Source organism: Rhodanobacteraceae bacterium (assembly GCA_016713135.1).
In the GTDB taxonomy this organism is placed as follows: Bacteria; Pseudomonadota; Gammaproteobacteria; order Xanthomonadales; family SZUA-5; genus JADKFD01.
In genome coordinates, this window is sequence record JADJPR010000003.1 from 200,449 (window position 1) to 223,885 (window position 23,437).

Below are 23,437 nucleotides of genomic sequence, written 5' to 3' on the forward strand. Positions count from 1 at the left end.
TTGACTGACGTGCTCGCGAGCGTCTGCGATTTCATCCGCTATGCCACCAGCCAGTTCAACGCGGCACAACTCAGTTTCAGCCAGGGCTTCGACAGCGCGCTGGACGAAGCCAGTTATCTGGTGCTGACCACGCTGCACCTGCCGCACGATCTGCCGCCGGCCTATGCCAACGCGGTGCTGCTGCCGGATGAGCGCGCCGAAGTGCTGGCGCGCATCCGTCGCCGAGTCGACGAGCGTGTCCCCGTGGCCTACCTGACCGGCGAGGCCTGGTTCGGCGGGATGGCGTTCAAGGTCAGCCCGGACGTGCTGATTCCGCGTTCGCCGATCGCCGAACTGATCGAGCGTGGCTTCGAGCCCTGGGCCGGCGGGCATCCGATCGGCCGCGTGCTCGACCTCTGCTGCGGCTCCGGCTGCATCGGCATCGCCATCGCGGCGCAGATGCCCGACACCCAGGTCGACCTGGTCGACATCTCCGAGGCCGCGCTGGCGCTGACGCGCGAGAACGCAGCCGACCACGGCGTGGCCGAGCGCACCGAGGCGATCCTGTCCGACGGGCTGCGCGGACTTGCAGGGCGTCGCTACGACCTGATCGTCGCCAATCCGCCGTATGTCGGCGTCGACGAGTACGCCGCGCTGCCTGGCGAGTTCGCGCATGAGCCGAAGCTGGCGCTGGTGTCCGGCGAGGATGGCCTGGACCTGCCGCTGCGCATACTGGCCGGCGCCGCGGACCACCTCGAAGAGAACGGACTGCTGGTGCTGGAGGTCGGCGCCTCGGCCCCGGCGCTGGAAGCGGCGCTGCCGGACGTGGCTTTCACCTGGGTCGAGTTCGAGCGCGGCGGATCCGGGGTCGCGGTGCTCGACCGCCAGTCGCTGCTGGAGCACGCCGCGGACATCGCCGACGCGCTCGCCGCGCGCGGCCTCACGCCATGAACACCTTCGGGCACCTTTTCCGCGTCACCACCTTCGGCGAAAGCCACGGTCCGGCGATTGGCTGCGTTATCGATGGCTGCCCGCCGGGCATCGCGATTGCGCCGGAGGATTTCCGCGCCGACCTCGAGCGGCGCGCGACCGGGCGTTCGCGCCACACCAGCCAGCGGCGCGAGGCCGACGAGGTCGAGATCCTGTCCGGCGTCTACCAGGGCCAGACCACCGGCACGCCGATCGCGCTCCTGATCCGCAACACCGACCAGCGCTCCAAGGACTACGGAGAGATCGCTCAGAGTTTCCGCCCCGGGCATGCGGACTACACTTACTGGCACAAGTACGGCATCCGCGATCCGCGCGGCGGCGGGCGCTCGTCCGCCCGCGAAACGACCATGCGCGTGGCCGCCGCGGTGATCGCCAGGCGCTGGCTGGGCGAGCGCTTCGGCATTTCGGTGCAGGGCTGGCTGAGCGGCCTCGGTCCTTACACACCGCAGCGCATCGAGCGCGCGAGCGTCGAGGACAACCCGCTGTTCTGGCCGGATCCCGACCAGGTGGCGGAGCTCGAGGCCTTCATGGATGGCTTGCGCAAGTCCGGCGACTCGATCGGCGCGCGCCTGACGGTGGTCGCCGACGGCGTGCCGCCGGGCCTGGGCGAGCCGATCTACGGCAAGCTCGACAGCGACCTGGCCGCCGCGCTGATGAGCATCAACGCGGTCAAGGCGGTCGAGATCGGCGATGGCGTGGCCGTGGCCGGCCTGCGCGGCAGCGAGAACCGCGACGAGTTGACCCACGGGGGATTCCTGTCGAACCATGCCGGCGGCATCCTCGGCGGCATTTCCAGCGGGCAGCAGATTGTCGCCCACGCGTCGATCAAGCCGACCTCCAGCATCCTCGTCCCCGGGCGCACCCTGAACACCGTCGGCGAGGCCGTCGACATCGTCACCAAGGGCCGCCACGATCCGTGCGTCGGCATCCGTGCGGTGCCGATCGTCGAGGCCATGCTCGCGCTGGTGCTCGCCGACCACCTGCTGCGTCACCGCGCGCAGTGCGGCGACGTGCCGGCGCAGTCGCCGCGCGTGCCGCCCGAAGCCACTTTTCCCTGAAACTGCGAGTCACCTCATGAGCGAATCCACGCGTTACAAGATCGCCGTCGTCGGCGCCACCGGCGCAGTCGGCACCACCATGCTGGAGATCCTCGCCGAGCGCGAGTTCCCGGCCTCCGAGGTTGTCGCGCTGGCCAGCGAACGCTCCGCCGGCAAGCGCGTGAAGTACGGCGAGCAGAGCCTCAAGGTGCAGAATCTCGACACTTACGACTTCACCGGAGTGGCCATCGCGCTGTTCTCGGCCGGCGGCAGCATCTCGGCGGTGCATGCCCCGCGCGCGGCGGCCGCGGGCGCCATCGTGGTCGACAACACCAGCCAGTTCCGCTACGACGACGACATCCCGCTGGTGGTCAGCGAGGTCAATCCGCACGCCATCGCCGGTTACAAGACCCGCGGCATCATCGCCAACCCGAACTGCTCGACCATGCAGATGCTGGTGGCGCTGGCGCCGATCCATCGCGCGGTCGGCATCACGCGCATCAACGTGGCCACCTATCAGTCAGTCAGCGGCGCCGGCCAGACCGGGATCGAGGAACTCGGCCGCCAGACCGCCGCACTGCTCAACTTCCAGAAGATCGAGCCGAAGAAATTCCAGACCCAGATCGCCTTCAATCTGATTCCGCAGATCGATGTCTTCACCGACAACGGCTACACCAAGGAAGAGATGAAGATGGTCTGGGAGACCCAGAAGATCCTGGAGGATGCCTCGATCCGGGTGAACCCGACCGCCGTGCGCGTGCCGGTATTCTACGGCCACAGCGAGGCGGTGCACATCGAGACGCGGGAAAAGCTCACCGCCGCCGAGGCCCGCACGCTGCTGGAAGCGGCGCCCGGTGTGGAGGTGGTCGACGAGCATCGCGCTGGTGGATATCCGACGCCGATCACCCACGCGGCAGGGCATGATCCGGTATACGTCGGACGTATTCGCGAGGACATCAGCCATCCGCGCGGACTGAACCTTTGGATCGTCGCGGACAACATTCGCAAAGGCGCAGCATTGAACGCGGTGCAGATCGCTGAACTATTGGTAAAACACCACATGTGATCTATAGTTACGTTCGGATCATAAGGTCGTTTCTAGTTTCGTGACTTAATACGAGGCCACGATTAGAAGCCGCACAGCCCCCGGGGGAGCTCCATGAAAGGACCGCGCAAGACACTTCTGGCCAGCAGCATCCTCGCCATTCCGTCGCTGGCCCAGGCGTTGGGACTGGGCGGAATCGAGGTGAAGTCGGGGCTCAACGAGCCTCTGGTTGCCGAGATCCAGGTCATCCAGTCGGCGCCTGGGGAGGCGGATTCGCTGGCGGTGGCCCTGGCCAGCGCGGAGGACTTCGCGCGTGTCGGCATCGACCGCTCGCGGATGGAGATGCCATTGACCTTCACGGTCTCCAAGGGAGCGGCCGGTCAGGCGGTGATCAAGGTCACCTCCGCCGTGCCGGTCAAGGAGCCCTTTCTCAATTTCCTGCTGGAAGTGAACTGGTCCAAAGGCCGGTTGCTGCGTGAATACACCGTGCTTCTCGATCCGCCGGTCAGTGCTCCGGCGCGCGGCAGCCAGGTCGAGACCGCGCCGGTGCGCGACACGGCTCCGGTGACGCCGGTGGCAGCCGAGCCTGCGCCCGAGCCGGTGGCGCCTGCGCCCGTTGTTGCCGAGCCCGCACCCGAACCGGCACCTGCGCCCGAACCCGCCCCGACACCGGAGCCTGCGCCGACACCCGAACCGGCCCCGGTTGCTTCCGAGCCGGCAGCACCCGCACCCGCGCCCGCCGGAGACTATGGCCCGATCGGCCAGGGCGAGACGCTGTGGGAGATCGCCCAGGCGACTCGGCCCGATGGCGTCGCCGACAACAATAAATTCATGATCGCGTTGCTGCGGATGAACCCCGACGCGTTCTACGAACAGAACATCAACGCGCTGAAGCGCGGCGCGATCCTGCGCATTCCGACCAATGACGACGTGAATGCGATCGCGGCGAGTGAGGCCGCCGAGGCGGTTCGCGGTCAGAACGAACTGTGGCGCGGTTACCAGGCCTCGCAGTCGTCGACGCCGACAACGCTGGCCGATGCTGGCGCCAGCGAGTCCCTGCGCACGCCACCTGCTGCGACCAGCACCAGTGGTTCGCGACTGGAACTGCTGCCGCCGCGCGCGGGCGATGCCCAGGGCGCAGCGGATCGTCCAGGCGATGCAGGCCTGCAGCGCAGTGGCGAGGAGATCAAGAATCTTCGCGGTGACCTCGCGCGTTCGCAGGAAGATCTGGAGAGCTCGCGGCAGGAAGTCAGCGAGTTGCGCTCGCGCGTCGCGGATCTGGAGAAGATCAAGACGGACCAGGACAAGGTCCTGTCGCTGCGCAATGACGAACTGAAGGCGCTGCAGTCGCGCGCAGCCGAGCTCGAGAAGCGCATTCGCGAACTCGAGGCGGCGGCTGCAACTGCCCAGGCTGCTGCCGACAAGGCCGCTGCGGATGCGGCGGCTGCCGCTGCCGCCCAGCCGGAGCCCAAGCCTGCCAGACATCTGGAAGCCGGAAGATCAGCCGCCTGCGGACGTCGCGCCGCCGGCCGACACTGCCGCCGAGCCGCCCGTTGACACCAGCGCTACGCCGCCGGCCGATACCACCGAGCCACCGGCGGATACGACCGAACCCGTTGTCGAGCCGCCAGCGGATACCACGACGCCAGAGCCCGTTTCATCCGACACCGCCCCGGTTCCGACCGATACCGCTGCGACCACTCAGCCGGTACCCGAGCCGGACCCTGTTGAGCCGCAGCCGGTTCCCGCGGAGCCGGTACAGCCTGCTGCGGGTGGTGGCTTGTTCTCCAACCCGTGGGTGCTGGGCGGCATTGGCGCCGCTGCACTCGCCCTCATCGGCCTGCTGTTCGCGCGCCGTCGCAAGAAGGAAGAGCCGGCGAGCGATTTCGGCGACGCCGAGCATGCGGCAGACGATCATGGCGGCTATTTCCCGGCCGAGCGAGCGCCGGCAGCGATTGCCGAGGTCGGCGATGCGGAGGAAGGAGGCTCTGCTCGACCAGGTCGCGATGAATCCGTCTGACCTGCGAGCGCGCCTCAATCTGCTGCGCCTGTATGCCAGCCATGGCAATGCCACTGCCTTCGAGGAGGCGGCACGCGCTCTGCGGGCGCAGATCGCCAGCGAAGACCAGCCGGAGTGGCAGGAAGCGGCGCAGATTGCCGCCGGGGTCCTGCCGGGCCACCCGATGTTCCAGCGCAAGGATGAGCTGCCTTCAGAAGTCACCTTCGAGGAACCCGAAACAGCGCCGGCCGAGGCAGTCGAGAGCGGCTTCGACCTCAATGCTTTCGATGAGACTCCGGTGCAGCCCGCGGTTCCAGCGTCGCCGCCTGCCTTGCAAGCGGCCGCCGAGCCGAATTTCGATTTCGATTTCGACCTGGATGCCCCGACGCAGGCGATTGAACCCGTCAAGGCAGCTCCGGCGCCCGAAGCGGCACCCGCCCCGGCGCCGGCCCCGGTGCGCAGCGACGAGCTGAGCTTCGACTTCGACCTCGACATCCCGGCAGCGGCGCCCGCGCCCGTGGCCGCCCCTGCTCCCGTCGCGGCCCCCGCGCCGGCGCCGGTCAAGGAAGAGTTCTCGCTCGACCTGCCGGACATCGATTTCGCCGCCGTCGAGGCTCCGAAAGTCGAAGCGCCGAAGATTGCGGAGCCCGCTGGCCCCAGCATGGACGATGAACTCGGGGATCTCGGCGTGTTCGGCGACGATGCAGTCGCGACCAAGCTCGACCTGGCGCGCGCCTACATGGACATGGGCGATCCGGACGGCGCCCGCAGCATGCTCGAAGAGGTCATCGGCGAAGGCAATGCGGCGCAGCAGGACGAAGCGCGCAAGTTGCTGAGCAGCCTGGGCTGAGATGGGCCATCCGGCTGCGTGCCGGATGACCCGAATGGACAGTCAGCCGCTTGCATGTATCGTCATCAGGGCCGGGCAACCGGCCCTGATCGTTTTCCGGCTCGCGGAAGCCAACTCCGCTGGCAACTCCTCTCCCAACCCAATGCCTCGTTACGCACTCGGCATCGAATACGACGGCACCGGCTTCCTGGGCTGGCAAACCCAGCACCAGGAGCCCACGGTGCAGGCCACGCTGGAGCGTGCGCTCGCTTTCGTCGCCGACCAGCCGGTTACGGCGGTCTGTGCCGGACGCACCGACACCGGTGTGCATGCGCGCGGGCAGGTCGTGCATTTCGACTGTGAGGCCACCCGCGGCGAGCGCGCCTGGGTGATGGGCGTCAACTCGCGGCTGCCGCCGAGCGTGGCCGTGTGCTGGGCGCAACCGGTGCGCGATGATTTCCACGCGCGCTACAGTGCGCGCCGCCGCAGCTATCGCTACCGCATCCTGCGCCGCGCCACGCGGCCGGCGTTGGATGCGCGACTGTGCACCTGGGTGCGCGAGCCACTGGATGTGGACGCGATGCGCCGGGCGGTGCCGGCACTGATCGGCGAGCAGGACTTCAGCAGCTTCCGCACCGTCGCTTGCCAGTCGCGTTCGCCGGTGCGCAACCTCGCGCGGATCGATCTCGCCGAAAGCGGCGAATTCCTCGATTTCGAATTCGAGGCGAATGCCTTCCTGCATCACATGATCCGCAACTTGGTCGGCAGCCTGCTGCTGGTCGGCAAGGGCGAGCAACCGCCGTCCTGGATCGCCGAGGTGCTGGCCGCGCGCGACCGTACGCGCGCCGGCCCGACCGCGCCGCCGCAGGGATTGACCTTCCTGGCGGCGCGCTACCCGGCCGAATTCGGCCTGCCGCCGGCGCACACGCTGTGAGCGCGCGCGTCCGGGTCAAGTTCTGCGGCATCACCCGCGCCGAGGACGCGGCCGCGGCGGTGCGCCTGGGCGTGGATGCGGTCGGCCTGGTGTTCGTCCCCGGCAGCCGGCGATGCGTCGACATCCAGCAGGCGCGCGACATCGTGGCCGCGGTCCCGGCCTTCGTCAGCACCGTTGGCCTGTTCATGGACGCAGATGCCGCGCACGTCGCGGCCGTGCTCGGCGCGGTGCCGCTGGACCTGGTGCAGTTCCACGGTCGCGAGACGCCAGAGTTCTGCCGTCAGTTTGGCCGGCCATACGTCAAGGCGCTGGCGATGGGCGATGGCGTAGACGTGGCCATGATGGCATCGGCGTATGCTGACGCTCGCGGTGTGTTGCTGGACGCACACCGCAGCGGCGAGCAGGGCGGCTCCGGCCTGCGCTTCGACTGGTCGCGCATTCCGCCTGACTGGGCTCCGCGCATCATCCTCGCGGGCGGCCTGGCGGCGGACAACGTCGCCGCCGCGATTGCCGCGGTGCGGCCCTTTGCGGTGGACGTCTCCAGCGGAATCGAATCCGCGCCCGGGTTCAAATGCCCCGAGCGCATGCGTCATTTCATGAGCGAGGTGGATCGTGCAACCCGAGAATCACGGCGCGACTGAGCGCGTCGACTACGCCGCCTACCCGGATGCCCGCGGGCACTTCGGCCCCTACGGCGGCAGCTTCGTCGCGGAAACCCTGATGGCGCCGCTGGCCGAACTGGCCGCCGCCTACGAGCACTATCGCGTCGATCCCGAGTTCATCGCCGAACTCGAGCGCGACCGCAAGCACTATGTCGGCCGGCCGACGCCGATCTACCACTGCGAGCGGCTCTCGCGCGAGGTTGGCGGTGCCCAGATCCTGCTCAAGCGCGAGGACCTGAACCACACCGGCGCGCACAAGATCAACAACACCGTCGGCCAGGGCCTGCTGGCGCGGCGCATGGGCAAGCGCCGGATCATCGCCGAGACCGGCGCCGGCCAGCACGGCGTGGCCAGCGCCACCATCGCCGCGCGCCTGGGACTGGAATGCGTGGTCTACATGGGCGCGGTGGATGTCGAGCGCCAGGCGATCAACGTCTTCCGCATGAAGCTGCTCGGCGCCACCGTGGTGCCGGTGCATTCGGGCTCGAAGACGCTGAAGGATGCGCTCAACGAAGCCCTGCGCGACTGGGTCACCAATGTCGACCACACCTTCTACATGATCGGCACGGTGGCTGGCCCGCACCCGTATCCGAAGATGGTGCGCGATTTCAACGCCATCGTCGGCCAGGAAGCGCGCGCACAGATTCTGTCCGAGTACGGCAAGCTGCCGGATGCGGTGGTCGCCTGCGTCGGCGGCGGCTCGAATGCGATCGGCATCTTCCACCACTTCCTCAACGACGACGGCGTCGCCATCGTTGGCGTCGAGGCGGCGGGCGAGGGCATCGAGACCGGTCGCCACGCGGCCAGCCTGTCGGCCGGCGTGCCGGGCGTGCTGCACGGCAACCGCACCTACCTGATCGCCGATGCCGACGGCCAGATCATCGAGACCCACTCGGTCTCCGCTGGCCTGGACTATCCCGGCGTCGGCCCCGAGCACGCCTTCCTCAAGGACACCGGCCGCGCGCAGTACGTCGGCATCACCGACGACGAGGCGCTCGCCGCGTTCCATCGCCTGGCGCGAACCGAAGGCATCCTCGCGGCGCTGGAGTCCTCGCACGCCGTCGCCCATGGCATCAAGCTGGCCGCCAGCCTGCCCAAGGACCGGCACGTGGTGGTCAACCTGTCCGGGCGTGGCGACAAGGACGTGAATACAATTGCGCGGATCGAAGGGATCACGCTTTAGCGGCGCCGTTGGCGCCGCAGTGAGTGGTGAGTGGTGAGTGGTGAGTGGCAACAGCCCGCACGATTCAACGCTTCCCGCTCTTGCGCCCGGCGCGACAGAGCCGCACGGCCCCGTTTCGCGGGCTGCCGCTTCTCACCACTCACTACTCACCACTCACCGCCCCATGAACCGCATCGATACCCGATTCGCCGCCCTGCGCGCCGCCGGCCGCCCGGGCCTGATCACCTTCACCACCGCGGGCGATCCGGATCCCGCGCTTACGGTCGACGTGCTCCACGCGCTGGTCCGTCATGGCGCCGACCTGCTCGAACTCGGCATGCCGTTTTCCGACCCGATGGCCGACGGCCCGGTGATCCAGCAGGCGAACGAGCGCGCGCTGGCAAAGCATGTCGGACTTGTCCACGTGCTCGACGCGGTGCGTTCCTTCAGGACCGACGACCGCAGCACACCGGTGGTGCTGATGGGGTACTTGAATCCGATCGAACGCTACGGCTTCGAGCGTTTTGCACGGGACGCGGCGGCCGCGGGCGCCGACGGCATGTTGCTGGTCGATTGCCCGATCGAGGAATCCGCCGGCTACGACGCGACGCTGGCCGAGCTCGGCCTGCACCAGGTCTACCTGCTGGCGCCGACCACCCCGCCCGAGCGCCGCCAGCGCATCGCGGCGAAGGCGGGGGGCTTCCTGTACTACGTGTCCTTCAAGGGCATCACCGGCGCCGGGCACCTGGAGCACGCCAGCGCGATCGCCGCGCTCGAGGAATTGCGCGGACTGTCGGAGGTGCCGATCGCCGTTGGTTTCGGCATCCGCGACGCCGCCAGCGCCACGGCGCTCGGCGCCCACGCCGAGGCGATCGTCATCGGCAGCGCCCTGGTCGAACGCCTCGCCGACGCCACCGACGCCAGCGCAGTCGACGCCGCAGTGGCATCATTCCTCCCCCCGATCCGCGACGCCCTGGCCGCCCTGCGTTCCGCCTGACGAATGGCTACGGCGCCAGACCCTTTCACCTTTCACTTTTTACTTTTCACTCTCTCATGAGCTGGTTCAGCAAACTGATGCCCTCGCGCATCCGCACCGAAGGCAGCGCGAAGCGCAACGTGCCCGAGGGCCTGTGGGAGAAATGCCCGTCCTGCGCGGCCGTGCTGTATGGCCCGGAGCTGGAGCGCAACATCCGGGTGTGCCCGAAGTGCAATCACCACATGCCGATCGCCGCGCGCAAGCGCCTGGAGTCGCTGTTCGATCCGGGCACGATGAGCGAGATCGACGCCAACCTGGCGCCTTTCGACGCGCTCAAATTCCGCGACCAGAAGCGCTATCGCGATCGCCTGATCACGGCGCAGCGCCAGACCGGCGAGAAGGACGCGCTGATCTCCGCCAAGGGCCTGCTCAAGGGCCGCACACTCATCGCCAGTGCCTTCGAGTTCGCCTTCATGGGCGGCTCGATGGGCTCGGTGGTCGGCGAGCGCTTCGCGCGTGCCGCCGAACGCGCGCTGGACGAGCGCGCCCCCCTGGTGAACTTCTCGGCCACCGGCGGCGCGCGCATGCAGGAAGGCCTGTACTCGCTGATGCAGATGGCCAAGACCTCGGCCGCGCTCGCGCGCATGCGCCGGGCCGGCGTGCCCTTCGTTTCGGTGCTGACCCACCCGACCACCGGCGGCGTGTCCGCCAGCCTTGGCATGCTCGGCGACCTGAACCTCGCCGAGCCCCAGGCGCTGATCGGCTTCGCCGGCCCGCGCGTGATCGAGCAGACCGTGCGCGAAACCCTGCCTGAAGGCTTCCAGCGCAGCGAGTTCCTGCTCGACAAGGGTGCGATCGATGCCATCGTCGACCGCCGCGAGCTGCGCGACAAGCTGGCGGCGATGCTGGCGATCCTGCAGCGGCAGGCTCCCGAAGCCCGGTTGTGAGTTGTGGGTTGTAAGTTGTGGGCTAGAGCGAGCCCGCGCAACCCGCGCCGTCGCTGCCCACAACCCAGAACCCAGAACCCACAACCAGAGCCATGCTCTCCATGACGCCGTGCTCTAGCCTGGCCACCTGGCTGGCCTACCTCGAAGCCCTGCATCCGCAGGCGATCGACCTTGGTCTGGACCGCGTGCGTACGGTGTGGCAACGCCTCGGCAGCCCGCGTCCGGCGCCGGTCTGCATCACCGTTGGCGGCACCAATGGCAAGGGCTCGACGGTCGCGTTCCTGTCGGCGATGCTGGGTTCTGCCGGTCACCTGGTCGGCAGCTACACCTCGCCGCACCTGTTGCGTTACAACGAGCGCGTGCGCATCGGTGGCGAGGATGCCAGCGACGCGCAACTGGTGGCCGCATTCGCCGAGATCGACGCGGCGCGCGGGGATGTCTCGCTCAGCTACTTCGAGTTCGGCACGCTGGCAGCCTTCCTCGTGCTGGCGCGCGCCGGCCTGGACGTTGCTGTGCTGGAGATCGGCCTCGGCGGGCGCCTCGATGCGGTGAACCTGATCGACGCCGACGCGGCGATCCTGACCAGTGTCGACCTCGACCACCAGGAATTCCTGGGGAACACGCGCGAGCAGATCGGCTGGGACAAGGCGCACATCTTCCGCCGCGGGCGGCCGGCGATCCTGGCGGCCCTCGATCCGCCCGAGACGGTGTTCCGGGTCGCGCAGGGCATGGGCGCGGAACTGTGGGTGCTGCCGCCCACGACCGATGCCGGAGAGGCGGACTGGACCTGCCCGCTTCCAGACGCTGCGCCCCTGCGCTTGCCACCGCCGACACTGTCCGCGCCCTGCCAGCGTCGCAATGCGACCGCCGCGATCTGGGCCTGGTGGTGCCTGCGTGATCACCTGAGATTCGATGCTGCCGCAGCGGCGGAAGGCGTCGCGCTCGCCCGCGTGCGTGGCCGGCTCGAGCGTCTGCCGCGGCGGATCGAGACCATCGTCGACGTGGCGCACAATCCGGAGGCCGCGCGCGAGCTCGCGCGCTGGCTGCAGCGGCACCCGCGCGAACCCAATGTCGCCGTGTTCGCCGCGCTTGGGGACAAGGACCTCGCGGGCATCGTGCGGCCCCTGCGGCAGGCGTTTGCGGCCTGGATCGTTTGCGACCTGCGCACGGTTTCACCCAGGGCGGCGGATCCGGCGAACCAGGCTACGGCCCTGCGCGCGCTCGGCGCTGCCGGCAACATCGAAGTCGCGGATGGCGAGGCGATGTCTCAAGCACTCGCGCAGGCCGACGAGCACGCCGGGGCGGCTGGCCGCATCGTGGTCTTCGGCTCCTTCTTCACCGTGGCCGCGGCATTGTCCACCTGCGAGCATCCAGCATCGTAGCCCGTTGTGCCGCGCAGCGGCTCAGCGGGTACTTGCGGCAAGCACCCGGGGAACGCGCTGCGCACGTACCCCGGGCTACGCACGCCGTCCTCCGCGTCTCCGCGTTGAACGGGTCGGCACCGCCTCGAAGCGGGGCTCTCGGGGATCAGCCTATACTCGGCCACTTCGCGTTTCACGATCCCTTCTCCATGGACGACGCCCTCCGCCAACGCCTGGTCGGCGCGGCCGTGATCATTGCCCTCGCGGTGATCTTCGTGCCGATGCTGCTCGACTCGCCGGACGAGTCGGTGCGCACGCAACAGGTCGACCTGACCATCCCGCCGCGCACCGAGCCCGGCGTGGAAACGCGCCGGCTGCCGCTGGATCCGGCGATGACCGCGCCCAGGCCGGAAACTGAAGCGATCGCCGACGGCGCCGGTAACGATGTCGCCGATCCGGTGCCGCCGCCGGTGTCCGGTGGCATCGCGGCGGTCGATACGCCTCCCGTGCAGCCGCCACCGGCGAGCCCGCCGCCGGCGTCGACGCCTCCAGCCAAGCCCACCCCCGCGCCGGCGCCCGTCGAGCGCCGAAACCGGCACCGGTGGCTGCGCCCCCCGTTGCTGCGCCGGTTCCGGCCGCCGGCGGCCGCTTCCTCGCCCAGTTCGGTAGCTACGCCGAGCGAGCCAACGCTGAAGCCCTGGTGCGCGACCTCGCCAAGGCGGGTGTGCCGGCGACCATCGAGACCCTGCCGGGCTCCTCCGGCCGCTCGTTGCACCGGGTGCGGTCCAAGCCTTATGCCACGCGTACCGAAGCGGATGCCGCGCGCCTGTCCGCGCAGCGCCAGATCGCCGGCCTAGCCAGCAGCGTGGTCGAACTGGCCGCGGCCGACGCGACGCAATCGACGCCCACGCGCCCGAATCTCTCCGGCTGGGTGGTCCAGGTCGGCGTGTTCACGAAGAAGGAGGGCGCCGACGAACTCGCCGCCCGCCTGCGAGCAGGCGGCTATGCGGCCTTCGTCGAGCCGGTGAAACTCGGCGGCGGCCAGACCAGCCACCGCGTGCGCGTAGGACCGGAAGCGAAGCGCGAAAACGCGCAGCGCATCCAGGGCGAGCTCAAGACCAGGTTCAAGCTGGTCGATGCGCTGGTCGTGACCCACCCGTGATCTGGGTCGACTGGCTGATCGTCGGCATCATCGCGCTGTCGGCCGCCATCAGCCTGATCCGCGGTTTCGTCGTCGAGGCCCTGTCGATCATCATCTGGGTGCTGGCGCTCTGGGCAGCGTTCCGCTTCACCGCGCCCTTCGCCGCGGTGTTCCTGGGTGGAATCGAGCTGCCATCGGTGCGCCTGGCGGTCGCGGCGTTGATCCTGATCGTGGCGATCCTGGCATTGGGATCGATGCTCAGCTGGCTGGTCGGACGCCTGGTGCGCTCGACCGGACTGTCCGGTACCGACCGCCTGCTGGGCGCGGTGTTCGGCGCCGTGCGCGGGCTGCTGACGGTCATCGCGCTGGTCGCGGTGGCCAGCTGGACGCCGGTCTGCCAGGACCCCTGGTGGCAGCAGTCGCGCCTGATCCCCACGGTCGAGATGCTTGCCGTTCAGGCTCGCGATTTCCTGCCGGGCAGCCTGCGTGAGATCATTGGCAGCTGCCGCGCGGCGCCGCCGCCCGAGGCGCCGCCGCCTCCCACCCCTGCGGTCTGACCGCGTCACCCGATCCCAGGAACCCTGCCATGTGCGGAATCATCGGCATTGTCGGCCGCAGCGAAGTCGCCACCGCGCTGTACGACGGACTGACCGTCCTGCAGCACCGCGGCCAGGATGCGGCGGGCATCGCCACCTTCGACGGCCAGCGGCTGCACCTGGCCAAGAGCAACGGCCTGGTCCGCGACGTGTTCGACAACGCCTCGATGGCGCGCCTGCGCGGCAACGTCGGCATCGGCCACTGCCGCTATCCGACCGCCGGCTCGGAAGGCGCGGCCGAAGCGCAGCCTTTCTATGTCAATTCGCCTTTCGGCATCGCGCTGGCGCACAACGGCAACCTGACCAATGCGCGCGCACTCAAGCGCGATGTGTTCGCCGAGGACCGTCGGCACATCAATACCGAATCGGATTCCGAGGTCCTGCTGAACGTGTTCGCCCACGAGTTGCAGGCACAGAACCATCTGCGCCTGGAACCGGAGCACCTGTTCAAGGCAGTAACCGGGGTGCATGCCCGCTGCGTCGGCGGCTACGCCATCGTCGCCCTGGTGCTCGGCTTCGGCATGGTCGGCTTCCGCGATCCCAACGGCATCCGTCCGCTGGTCATCGGCAACCGCGAAGGGCCCGAAGGCACCGAGTGGGCGCTGGCCTCGGAGAGTGTGGCGCTCGACATCCTCGGCTTCCGCCGTGTGCGCGACGTCGCGCCGGGCGAGGCGGTGCTGATCACCGAGGATGGCCAGATGCTCGCGCGCCAGTGCGCCCAGCCCGCGGTGCATGCACCGTGCATTTTCGAGTACGTGTACCTCGCGCGCCCGGATTCGATGATCGAGGATGTGTCGGTCTACAAGGCGCGCTTGCGCATGGGCGAACGCCTGGCACACAAGATCCGCCGGCTGCGCCCGGACCACGACATCGATGTGGTCATCCCGATCCCCGATACCTCGCGCAGCGCGGCCATCGCGATGGGCAAGGTGCTCGGCGTCGAGTACCGCGAGGGCTTCGTCAAGAACCGCTACATCGGCCGCACCTTCATCATGCCGGGGCAGAAGGAGCGGGTGAAATCGGTGCGCCGCAAGCTCAACCCAATGGAGCTCGAGTTCCGCAACAAGGTGGTGCTGCTGGTCGACGATTCGATCGTGCGCGGCACCACCAGCAAGCAGATCGTGCAGATGGCCCGCGAGGCCGGCGCGCGCAAGGTCTACCTGGCCTCGGCCGCGCCGCCGGTGCGCTATCCGAATGTCTATGGCATCGACATGCCCGCGGTCAGCGAACTGGTCGCGCATGGTCGCAGCGAAGCCGAGATCGAGGCCTTCATCGGCTGCGACTGGCTGATCTACCAGGACCTGCCGGACCTGATCGCCGCGGTGCAGGAGGGCAATCCGGATCTCAGCACTTCGACACCTCGTGCTTTTCCGGCGAGTACGTCACCGGGCTCAGCGACGGCTACCTGCAGCAACTGGAAGCGACCCGTTCCGATGGCGCCAAGGAGAAGCGGCGCGATGTGGTGGCGGCCTGAGGCCTTTGATTTCCGGCCGTCCGGGTTTCGCGCGCATTCTCGAACCGGCAGGCAATCGCTTTTCGTGGGAGCGGGCTCAGCCCGCGATCTTCTGGTCTCTGAAACGGCGCCTATGACTGTTTCCGACATCCGCCAACTCGCCCTGGACTGCCTGCGCGAATCCTCCGTGGAGGCCAAGCTCCAGCGCACCGCCGAAGCCTGGCGCCTGATCGAGCAGGGAGGGTGGCCGGTGCCCGCTGATGGTGCAGCCCCCGGCGTGCGCATCGACCACCCAGGCCGTCCGGCAGCTCCGGTTCTCGTCGCGCCGGCACAACTGGCCCAGCGCAAGCTCAGCAATGCCGAGGGGCCGCGCCGCGCTGGTTCACGCGGTCGCTCACATCGAGTTCAATGCGATCAACCTGGCATGGGATGCGGTGTACCGTTTCCCCGGCATGCCGGCCGACTACTACCTGGACTGGGCAAGTGTAGCCGCCGACGAGGCACGTCACTTCCAGCTGTTGGCTGCGCGGCTGGACCAACTCGGTTGCCGCTACGGCGACTTTCCGGCGCACGACGGTCTGTGGCAGATGGCGCTCGACACCGACCACGATCCGCTGGTGCGCATGGCGCTGGTGCCGCGCGTGCTCGAAGCGCGTGGGCTCGACGTCACCCCGGGCATGATCGAGCGCCTGCGTCGGGCCGGGGACGACGAAACCGTGGCGGCACTGGACGTGATCCTGCGCGAGGAAGTGCGCCACGTGGCGATCGGATCGCGCTGGTTCTCGTTTCTGTGCGCGCAGCGGAGCCTCGATCCCGCCGCCGAGTTCCTGCGCCTGGTGCGCGAGCACGCCGTCGTCCTGCGCCTGCCGTTCAACCGGGCGGCGCGGCTGACGGCTGGATTTGCCATCGCGGAACTCGATGCGCTGACCGCGCATGCCCGGTGAGAGGAAACTGCAGCTCTTTGCGTCTTTAACTCCCGTACAGGGCTGTGTTAGCCTTGTGCGGTGGGGTGCTGCGGCCTTAGCCGGCCGGCATCGCTATCGGGCGCGCAACTTCAACTTGATCTGAAGGACACCTCCATGAATCACAAGAACCTTATCGGTACGGCGGTCGCTGCGGCGCTGCTGTTCGGCGCGCAGGCGGTTTCGGCTTGCGCCATCAGTGCTTGGTCGTCGGCCACGGGCCTGTCGGTAGCTGACACGGGCGAGCCCACTGCCGGCTTCAGCCGCACTTCGGGACGCTGCAGCCTCCGGGTAGCCCAACTCCAATGGCGCGCCGGACGTTTCGTCACGGATACCACCCCGAACAACGAAGCCAGCTACCGCGTCCGTTTCTACTACTACACCGGCAACATTACTGCCGGCACGGCCGATATCTTTCAGGCACGCAACACCGGTGGCACGAACATCATCCGCGTCACGCATGACGGCAACCAGTTGAGCTTCACCACCAACACCGGCGGCGCCGCGCAGAACGTGACTGTCGCCGACAATCGGTACTACTCCATCGAGCTGAACTGGGCGGCTGCGGCCGGCACGGGGTCGATGACTGGAACCGTGACCGGAAACAGCGGTAGCGCCTTTCCGGCAGCGGTCGCCGGCACGGTTAACTTCGCCAACCTGAACAACGCAGCGGACTCAATCACCGAGGCTCGCATGGGTCTGATCGCGGGCTCGCCGACGGTTGGCAGCGCCGTGTACTTCGACGAATTCGATTCGCGTCGCACCCAGAGCCCGGGCCGCCTGTGCCGTGGCGATTCGAATGGCAACGGCTCGATCACCTCCGCTGACCGTGGCGCCATTACCAGCGAACTCGCAATTCCGCCGACGATCGCCGCTGGACAGCCGGACTGCAAATGAGACCGGTAACGTCAGCGCGACCGATCGTAGCTGGCGTGACCGCGCTGCTCGCCGCGTTTGCTTCCTGCAACTGATCAGCCCGCTGACAAGGAGAACCCAATGAACCGCTTTGCATCATTTGTCATCGGCTCGCTGCTGCTGTCTGGTACCGCTTCGGCTGCCGACTTCCAGGTGTGGACCTATGCTGCCAAGGGCAGCGACCTGATCGTCTCCGTTTCCTTCATGGGCGATGGCAAGACCCAGGAAGCGATGATCGATTTGGCAATCCCCGCCGGTTACCGTATTGTCGACTCCGCTGTGAAGATGTCGGGCAGTGTTTGCGCCGCATCGGCTGAAAAGGGACTGATGCGCGTTGTCCCGCCTTCTGGCGAGGACAAGGCTCTCGGCAAGAGCATGACCGACGTCTGCTCGTTCCGGCTTGCGAGTACCGGCGAGAAGATCGGCGGAACGCCCAAGATCGACGTCGCATTCAGCGAATGCTTCGGCGGTGGGGCCGCTGCAACGTGCAACGTTCAGTCGACGGACGTGTCGCAAAAATAAGTAGCACCAAAATAACGATCAATCGGAGTGGCGATATGCGAAACCTGATCTTGAAGCTTGGAGTTGCGACTTCGCTCGCAATGGCCGGCACCGCAGCGTTTGCGGGTGTCTTCACGCAGAGCCCGGATCCCGCATCTGTGGCGCAGGGGGGTACGGTGAATGTCAACTTCCTGTTCGCCGGTGACGGCGTGACCCAGGAAGCGCAGCTTGACCTGACCTACAACGCCTCGGTCTTCACCACGGTGGTTCCCACCGTGGTGGTGCCTGGTTCGACTTGCGGCGTGAACGCGATGTCTCAGTTCATCCGCATCATTCCGCCCTCTGGTGCGGGTAATCCGCTGACCAGCACCGCGACGGCGTACTGTAGTTTCGCGTTCACTGCTGCGCCTGCCGCAGCCCCCGCGAACTACGACTTCACCACTCTGTTCATCGAGTGCGACGGTCTGACGTGCACCCGCAACGGCCCGTTCCGCATCACTGTCACCGGCGGTGTCACCAACACCCCGCCGACGATCGCCTACGCTCCGAACTTCGGCACCACGATCACCTACTCCGGTGCTGGTACGGCCTCGCCGATCGTTGCCACGCCGAGCGGTGGCTCGGGCTCCGGCGCGGCTGCGACGACCACGGTCGGCGCGTGCACGATCTCCGGTGGCGGCGCTGCTTTCCCGACCACCAACATCAATCAGCTGTCGTTCGTTGGCAACACCACGACCCCGCAGAACCTGGTGCTGCCGAACTGCCTGCCGCAAGTGGCTGCCACCAACGCAACGCTGACCTGTCCGGAAACGGCGGGCGGCGGCGCTGCGGTGAACCGTGTGTGGACGCTGACCTGCCCGGCCGCCGCGCCGGCTGGCACGCCGCCGACGCTGACCTACTCCCCGGCCGCTGGCTCGAGCACCAACGTGGCCGCTGGCAGCAACTTCCAGGTCGACGTGGGTTGCCCGACTGACGGCGCGGCCTGCAACGGCTCTGGCACCGGCAACGCGGCGACCTCCCGTCTGCAGCAGCTGGCTGCGGTTTACACCGGTCTGGCCAGTCCGGCGCCGTCGATGAGCTGCAACTTCGTCGCCGAGGGTGGCGCTGTGGTGGGTTCGCCGCTGGACTTCGTCGCCCTGGCGCCGGACTCTGGTGACATCCGCTGCACCTGCCCGATCAACACCACGGGTCTGGCCACCGAGAACTTCCGCGTCGACGTGACCGAGATCAGCCCGGTTGGCGGTGCGTCGAACGTGCGCAGCTTCAACGTGGTCTGCGGCGCGCCGCCGCCGGCTTGCGGCACGCTCAATGCCACCCCGGCTTCCGGCACGATCAGCCTGACCAACGGCGGCGCCGCTTCGGTCGTCAGCACCTTCACCCTGACGGGCGCTGGCATCGGCGTGAGCAACACCGTGACCTGCGCCACCAGTGGTGTCTCGGCTGGCACGACGTTCAACGTCACGACCAACCCGAACCCGCTGACGCTGACCAACAACGCCACGGGAACGGTGAGTGCGTCCTGCACGAACTCCGAGCAGACCACGGGCACCGGCACGCTGACCTGCTCGGCGACGTCGAGCCAGGCTGGCTGCACGCCGCCGAGCTTCACCTTCACCCTGAGCTGCCCGGGTCAGTCGGCTCCGCCGCCGCCGGGTGAGTACACGCCGGTTCCGGCGATGAGCGAGCAGGGCCGCATCCTGCTGGCCGCTCTGGTGCTCCTGCTGGGTCTGGGCGTGGTCGGCTTCCGCATGCGCGGTTGATCTGACTACCCTCAGGTAGTTGTCGAAGGGGCCCGCGAGGGCCCCTTCGCTTTTTGGATAGCTCGAAGTTGAAATCGCACCGGGCCAGCCGGCCAGGGGGTGCCGATGCCATGCGATCGCCCGTTTCGGATATCCGTAGAGGAACCCTCGTCGCTAGACTCCGATCAAATGGAGCAGCACGCTGACCACGGCTTGCTCAGGCCCATCCTATTGATCCAGGAGAACTCCGCATGTGTGGGATTGTCGGCATCGCAGCTCGCAAGAATGTTGCGCCACTCCTGATCAACGGTCTGAAGGCGCTGGAATATCGGGGTTACGACTCGGCGGGTCTGGCCTTGCTGACGCAACAGGGGCTCGAGCGGCTGCGCACTCCCGGTAAGGTCCGCGAACTTGAAGCACTCTACGCAGGGCGCTCCGTAAGTGCCGATACGGGTATTGCGCATACCCGCTGGGCAACACACGGCGTGCCCAACGAGCGCAATGCGCACCCACACACCTCGCGCGAGCGCGTCTCCGTGGTCCATAACGGAATCATCGAGAATCACGAATCCCTGCGCGCAGAATTGATCGCAAGGGGGTACCGCTTCGATTCCGACACCGACACGGAAGTCGTCGCCCATTTGATCGAATCTCATCTTGGCGAGGGCGACACCCTGCTGCGCGCCGTGCAGCGCGCAATCGCGCGTTTCGAAGGCGCCTATGCCATTGCCGTCATCGCAAGCGATGCGCCACACGAGGTTGTCGGCGCACGTCGAGGCTCGCCGATGGTTGTCGGCGTCGGCGAGGGCGCGCAATACCTGGCCTCGGACATCTACGCACTGCTGGGCGAAACCCGCCGCTTCATCTATCTCGACGATGGCGACCTGGTCCACCTGACTCCCGACAGCATCGCGATCTACGACGAACACGGCACCCAGGTTGAACGCCCGGTCAAGGAAGCACAGTTCCGCCCCGACGCGGTCGAGCGCGGGCAGTACAGTCACTACATGCTCAAGGAGATCCACGAGCAGCCGCAGGCGATCGCCGATACGCTCGAAGGCCGCCTGGCGCGCGGGCACATCCTCACCGAAATCTTCGGGCCCAGTGCCCGCACGCTGCTACACGAGTTGCAGGCCGTCCAGATCGTCTCTTGCGGCAGCAGCAACCACGCTGCGCAGGTGGCGCGCTACTGGATCGAGGCGTTTGCAGGGGTTCCTTGCGCGGCCGAGATCGCCAGCGAGTACCGCTATCGCCACGCCGCTGTGCCGGCCAAGACCCTGCTGGTCACCGTGTCGCAGTCGGGTGAAACCTCCGACACTCTCGCGGCCCTGCAATACGCCAGCACACGTGGCTACCTGGCGCGCCTGGCGATCTGCAACGTGCCCGAGAGCTCCCTGGTCCGCGCCAGCGAACTGGTGCTGATGACCCGCGCAGGCCCCGAGATCGGCGTGGCCTCGACCAAGGCCTTCATCACCCAACTCACCGCCCTGGCGATGCTGGCCCTCGAAATTGGCCGCGCGAAGGGCATGGATGCCGAACGCTATCGCTCCGCCGTGCGCGAGCTGGAGCTACTGCCGAATGCCATCACCCGCGTGCTGGCGCTCGATCCGCAGATCAAGTCGATGGCCGAGCGCTTCGCAGACAAGCACCATGCGCTCTTCCTTGGCCGTGGGGTGCAGTTTCCCATTGCGATGGAAGGCGCGCTCAAGCTCAAGGAAATCAGCTACATCCACGCCGAGGCCTACCCTGCAGGCGAGCTGAAGCACGGCCCGCTGGCGCTGGTGGACGACGAGATGCCGGTGGTCGCGGTCGCGCCGAACGACGAGTTGCTGGAGAAGCTCAAGAGCAACATTCAGGAGGTGCGCGCGCGCGGCGGCGAGATGTTCGTGTTCGCCGACGAGGCAGTCGCGGCCACGATGAGCAATGACCGCTCGCATGTCATCGCGGTGCCCAGCGTCGGCGCCTTCGTCGCGCCGATGCTGTACACCGTCCCGATGCAGTTGCTGGCCTACCATGTGGCCGTGCTCAAGGGGACCGACGTAGACCAGCCGCGCAACCTGGCCAAGAGCGTGACGGTGGAATGAGCGTAGGGCGGGGTGCCGCGCCGCGGCGCCCCGCCGCTTTGGGTCTGCCTCGGCGCGGCCGGCCGCCTCAATCCCCCAGCAGCGCCCCAACATGCCCCACGCTGCCGTCGCGCAGCGCGGTGAGCGAATAGCCGCCTTCCAGCGTAGACACGATGCGTCCCTGCGCGTGGCGCTCGCCGAGCGCCACCAGTTCGTGGGTGATCCAGGCGTAGTCAGGCGTACCGAGGTTGAGGTCTGCCAGCGGATCCAACCGATGGGCGTCGAATCCAGCCGAGATCAGGAGCAGTTCGGGACGGAAGGCATCGATGGCCGGTAGCAGGCGCGCCCGCCACACGGCGCAAAAGGCCTCCGAACCCGAACCCGGCGGAAGCTCGCCGTTGACGATGTTGCCGACCCCGGTTTCATCCGCACGACCACTGCCCGGATACAGCGGCGACTGGTGGCTGGAAACGAACAGCACCGCCGGCTCGTGTTCGAAGATCGATTGCGTGCCGTTGCCATGATGGACATCGAAATCGACAATCGCCACCCGCGCCAGGCGGTGCGCCGTCAGCGCATGCCGCGCGCCCACCGCGATGTGGTTGTGCAGGCAGAATCCCGATGCCTGGTCCGCGCGGCTGTGGTGTCCGGGTGGCCGCACGGCGCAAAAGGCGCGTCGGTGTGCGCCGGCGAGGACCCAGTCGACCGCAGTGCAAACGGCGCCGCTTGCACGCAGCGAAGCCTCCAACGATCCGGAAGACATCACCGTATCCGCATCGACCCGATGGATCCCCGACGCGGGCGACGCGCGTTCCAGTTCGTCGATCAGCCGCGCCGTGTGCGCTCCCAGCAGCTGAGCGCGCGTCGCGCGCGGCGCTTCGGCCCAGGACAGGCGCTCGCCGAAAGCACTGTGCAGCGCGTCGACCACCGCGCGGACCCGCTCCGCATGTTCTGGATGCCCGGTCCCGGGTCATGCGTCAGGCACGCCGGATGGGTGAGGGCAAGCACGCTCAGCCGCGTTTGTTGCGATCCCATAGAACCTCGCCCGCGCCGCCCGCGCGTGCCAGCACGCGTGCGATGACGAACAGCAGATCGGACAAGCGATTCAGATAACGAACCACCTGCGGGCGCACCGGCTCTACCCGCGACAGCGCGACGACGTCGCGCTCGGCGCGGCGGGTGACCGTCCGCGCGACATGGCAGTGCGCCGCAGCCGGTCCGCCGCCCGGAAGAATGAAGTCCTTCAACGCCGGCAGCGGTTCGTTCAGCGCATCGAGATCACGTTCCAGCGCGCTGATGTCGCCGTCCTGCACCAATTCCATGCCGGGGATGCACAGTTCCCCGCCGAGATCGAACAACTGGTGCTGCGCGCGCGTCAGGCAGCTGACGACGTGCTCTGGCAGGCCTGCGTGCGCCAGCACCACGCCGATGCAGCTGTTGGCCTCATCCACCGTGCCGTAGGCGGCGACCCGCAGGCTGTCCTTGGCCACGCGACTGCCGTCGCCCAGACCGGTGCTGCCGTCATCGCCAGTGCGCGTGTAGATCTTGGACAGACGGTTGCCCACGGCCAGCTCAGGCAGTCGCCGGGGCGCCGCGCGCGCGTGACAGCAGCGCCATGCCGCCGAACAGCGCGAGCGAGTAAACCGCCATGCCGGCCAGGGTGTACGCAAAGAAGGGCAGGGCCAGGGTGTAGCACAGCACCAGGCCGGCAAGGTCCTGAGTGTAGTAATGGCCGGCGCCCATTGCCCAGACAGCAAAGTTGCTGACCACGAAAAACACCGTTGCCGCGAACAGACCGTAACCCACCACACGCCCGGTCGAGGGCGACGGCCCCATGCGCATTCCCAGCCACACATTGAACGCGATCAGCGCGTAGATCACCGGCATCCCGCCATGCAGGCCGAGGAACAGGTCGGCCAGGGCCATCGCGGCGAGCGGCACCAGGAAGGCCAGGCGACGATCGGCCAGGTATGAACCCGCGAACAGGCCCATCGCCTCCACCGGGGTGAAGTTCGGCGGATGCGGCAGCAGGCGCGACAGGGCGGCGAGCGCAATCAGCGTCACCACCAGCGTCGCACGCGGTTGCCACTGGGCGGAATGGTTCGACATCGGGATTCTCCGCAGCAACTTGAGTCAGACTGCCAGC

21 protein-coding genes and 3 pseudogenes are annotated in these 23,437 nt (G+C 67.8%); 20 read left to right on the top strand and 4 right to left on the bottom strand.

Going from position 1 to position 23,437, the window contains the following annotated elements:
* The 12 genes from prmB (at window position 1) to IPK27_05160 (ending at window position 11,942) form a co-directional block, all read left to right on the top strand.
* A complete protein-coding gene (prmB, locus tag IPK27_05105; GenBank protein MBK8067010.1) occupies window positions 1-930 on the top strand; it encodes a 50S ribosomal protein L3 N(5)-glutamine methyltransferase in 930 nt (309 codons plus the stop codon).
* Entirely contained in the window at window positions 927-2,027 is a 1,101-nt protein-coding gene (aroC, locus tag IPK27_05110; GenBank protein ID MBK8067011.1) for a chorismate synthase, read from the top strand. The genes prmB and aroC overlap by 4 nt, the downstream gene beginning before the upstream one ends.
* Before the next feature lie 16 nt (window positions 2,028-2,043).
* A complete protein-coding gene (locus IPK27_05115) occupies window positions 2,044-3,072 on the top strand; it encodes an aspartate-semialdehyde dehydrogenase (protein MBK8067012.1) in 1,029 nt (342 codons plus the stop codon).
* Window positions 3,073-3,165: 93 nt separating this feature from the next.
* Window positions 3,166-4,608, top strand: coding sequence for a hypothetical protein (locus IPK27_05120; GenBank protein MBK8067013.1), 1,443 nt, complete (start codon window positions 3,166-3,168; stop codon window positions 4,606-4,608).
* Window positions 4,609-4,831: 223 nt separating this feature from the next.
* Entirely contained in the window at window positions 4,832-5,071 is a 240-nt protein-coding gene (locus IPK27_05125) for an LPXTG cell wall anchor domain-containing protein (GenBank protein ID MBK8067014.1), read from the top strand.
* A gap of 640 nt (window positions 5,072-5,711) precedes the next feature.
* Window positions 5,712-5,900, top strand: coding sequence for a tetratricopeptide repeat protein (locus tag IPK27_05130; protein MBK8067015.1), 189 nt, complete (start codon window positions 5,712-5,714; stop codon window positions 5,898-5,900).
* A 142-nt stretch (window positions 5,901-6,042) separates the two neighbouring features.
* Window positions 6,043-6,813: a tRNA pseudouridine(38-40) synthase TruA gene (gene truA, locus IPK27_05135; protein ID MBK8067016.1), complete on the top strand. Its 771-nt coding sequence runs from the start codon at window positions 6,043-6,045 to the stop codon at window positions 6,811-6,813.
* On the top strand, window positions 6,810-7,454 hold the full coding sequence (locus tag IPK27_05140; protein MBK8067017.1) for a phosphoribosylanthranilate isomerase: 645 nt from the start codon (window positions 6,810-6,812) through the stop codon (window positions 7,452-7,454). The genes truA and IPK27_05140 overlap by 4 nt, the downstream gene beginning before the upstream one ends.
* Window positions 7,426-8,658 (top strand): tryptophan synthase subunit beta, encoded by a 1,233-nt coding sequence (gene trpB / locus IPK27_05145; GenBank protein MBK8067018.1) that lies wholly within the window; start codon window positions 7,426-7,428, stop codon window positions 8,656-8,658. The genes IPK27_05140 and trpB overlap by 29 nt, the downstream gene beginning before the upstream one ends.
* Before the next feature lie 163 nt (window positions 8,659-8,821).
* Window positions 8,822-9,634, top strand: coding sequence for a tryptophan synthase subunit alpha (locus tag IPK27_05150; GenBank protein ID MBK8067019.1), 813 nt, complete (start codon window positions 8,822-8,824; stop codon window positions 9,632-9,634).
* Between the two features lie 56 nt (window positions 9,635-9,690).
* The gene (locus tag IPK27_05155; GenBank protein MBK8067020.1) at window positions 9,691-10,560 is read left to right on the top strand and encodes an acetyl-CoA carboxylase carboxyltransferase subunit beta; all 870 of its coding nucleotides are present in this window, start codon (window positions 9,691-9,693) and stop codon (window positions 10,558-10,560) included.
* A gap of 101 nt (window positions 10,561-10,661) precedes the next feature.
* Window positions 10,662-11,942 (top strand): bifunctional folylpolyglutamate synthase/dihydrofolate synthase, encoded by a 1,281-nt coding sequence (locus IPK27_05160; protein MBK8067021.1) that lies wholly within the window; start codon window positions 10,662-10,664, stop codon window positions 11,940-11,942.
* 172 nt (window positions 11,943-12,114) lie between these two features.
* Here IPK27_05160 and IPK27_05165 read toward each other — a convergent pair whose 3' ends face one another.
* Window positions 12,115-12,477 carry a hypothetical protein gene (locus tag IPK27_05165; GenBank protein MBK8067022.1) on the bottom strand — a complete coding sequence of 121 codons (363 nt, stop codon included), beginning with the start codon at window positions 12,475-12,477 and terminating at the stop codon, window positions 12,115-12,117.
* Between the two features lie 45 nt (window positions 12,478-12,522).
* On the opposite strand from IPK27_05165, the gene IPK27_05170 reads away from it, so the two are divergent.
* From IPK27_05170 to glmS, 8 genes and pseudogenes are all read left to right on the top strand, one after another.
* A complete protein-coding gene (locus tag IPK27_05170; GenBank protein MBK8067023.1) occupies window positions 12,523-13,083 on the top strand; it encodes an SPOR domain-containing protein in 561 nt (186 codons plus the stop codon).
* Complete coding sequence (locus IPK27_05175; protein MBK8067024.1) at window positions 13,080-13,619, top strand: CvpA family protein; 540 nt, start codon at window positions 13,080-13,082, stop codon at window positions 13,617-13,619. The genes IPK27_05170 and IPK27_05175 overlap by 4 nt, the downstream gene beginning before the upstream one ends.
* 29 nt (window positions 13,620-13,648) lie before the next feature.
* Window positions 13,649-15,132, top strand: a pseudogene (gene purF / locus IPK27_05180) (amidophosphoribosyltransferase).
* A 112-nt stretch (window positions 15,133-15,244) separates the two neighbouring features.
* Window positions 15,245-16,055 (top strand): annotated as a pseudogene (locus IPK27_05185) (ferritin-like domain-containing protein).
* 135 nt (window positions 16,056-16,190) lie between these two features.
* Window positions 16,191-16,970, top strand: coding sequence for a hypothetical protein (locus IPK27_05190; protein MBK8067025.1), 780 nt, complete (start codon window positions 16,191-16,193; stop codon window positions 16,968-16,970).
* Between the two features lie 99 nt (window positions 16,971-17,069).
* Window positions 17,070-17,510: a hypothetical protein gene (locus IPK27_05195; GenBank protein MBK8067026.1), complete on the top strand. Its 441-nt coding sequence runs from the start codon at window positions 17,070-17,072 to the stop codon at window positions 17,508-17,510.
* Window positions 17,511-17,665: 155 nt separating this feature from the next.
* Window positions 17,666-19,249, top strand: a complete 1,584-nt coding sequence (locus IPK27_05200) for a hypothetical protein (protein MBK8067027.1) — start codon at window positions 17,666-17,668, stop codon at window positions 19,247-19,249.
* 230 nt (window positions 19,250-19,479) lie between these two features.
* Window positions 19,480-21,312, top strand: a complete 1,833-nt coding sequence (gene glmS, locus IPK27_05205) for a glutamine--fructose-6-phosphate transaminase (isomerizing) (GenBank protein ID MBK8067028.1) — start codon at window positions 19,480-19,482, stop codon at window positions 21,310-21,312.
* A 67-nt stretch (window positions 21,313-21,379) separates the two neighbouring features.
* On the opposite strand, the pseudogene IPK27_05210 reads toward glmS, so the two are convergent.
* The 3 genes and pseudogenes from IPK27_05210 to IPK27_05220 form a co-directional block, all read right to left on the bottom strand.
* Window positions 21,380-22,299, bottom strand: a pseudogene (locus IPK27_05210) (histone deacetylase family protein).
* A gap of 2 nt (window positions 22,300-22,301) precedes the next feature.
* Window positions 22,302-22,856, bottom strand: coding sequence for a cob(I)yrinic acid a,c-diamide adenosyltransferase (locus IPK27_05215; protein MBK8067029.1), 555 nt, complete (start codon window positions 22,854-22,856; stop codon window positions 22,302-22,304).
* 7 nt (window positions 22,857-22,863) lie between these two features.
* Window positions 22,864-23,400: a hypothetical protein gene (locus tag IPK27_05220; GenBank protein ID MBK8067030.1), complete on the bottom strand. Its 537-nt coding sequence runs from the start codon at window positions 23,398-23,400 to the stop codon at window positions 22,864-22,866.
* Between the last annotated feature and the right edge of the window lie 37 nt (window positions 23,401-23,437).

Coding starts and splice junctions, on each gene's coding strand:
- IPK27_05220 (MBK8067030.1), bottom strand. CDS start 23,400: ATGTCGAACCATTCCGCCCAGTGGCAACCGCGTGCGACGCTGGTGGTG.
- IPK27_05155 (MBK8067020.1), top strand. CDS start 9,691: ATGAGCTGGTTCAGCAAACTGATGCCCTCGCGCATCCGCACCGAAGGC.
- IPK27_05190 (MBK8067025.1), top strand. CDS start 16,191: ATGAATCACAAGAACCTTATCGGTACGGCGGTCGCTGCGGCGCTGCTG.
- IPK27_05120 (MBK8067013.1), top strand. CDS start 3,166: ATGAAAGGACCGCGCAAGACACTTCTGGCCAGCAGCATCCTCGCCATT.
- IPK27_05130 (MBK8067015.1), top strand. CDS start 5,712: ATGGACGATGAACTCGGGGATCTCGGCGTGTTCGGCGACGATGCAGTC.
- IPK27_05115 (MBK8067012.1), top strand. CDS start 2,044: ATGAGCGAATCCACGCGTTACAAGATCGCCGTCGTCGGCGCCACCGGC.
- IPK27_05195 (MBK8067026.1), top strand. CDS start 17,070: ATGAACCGCTTTGCATCATTTGTCATCGGCTCGCTGCTGCTGTCTGGT.
- IPK27_05150 (MBK8067019.1), top strand. CDS start 8,822: ATGAACCGCATCGATACCCGATTCGCCGCCCTGCGCGCCGCCGGCCGC.
- truA (MBK8067016.1), top strand. CDS start 6,043: ATGCCTCGTTACGCACTCGGCATCGAATACGACGGCACCGGCTTCCTG.
- glmS (MBK8067028.1), top strand. CDS start 19,480: ATGTGTGGGATTGTCGGCATCGCAGCTCGCAAGAATGTTGCGCCACTC.
- aroC (MBK8067011.1), top strand. CDS start 927: ATGAACACCTTCGGGCACCTTTTCCGCGTCACCACCTTCGGCGAAAGC.
- IPK27_05160 (MBK8067021.1), top strand. CDS start 10,662: ATGACGCCGTGCTCTAGCCTGGCCACCTGGCTGGCCTACCTCGAAGCC.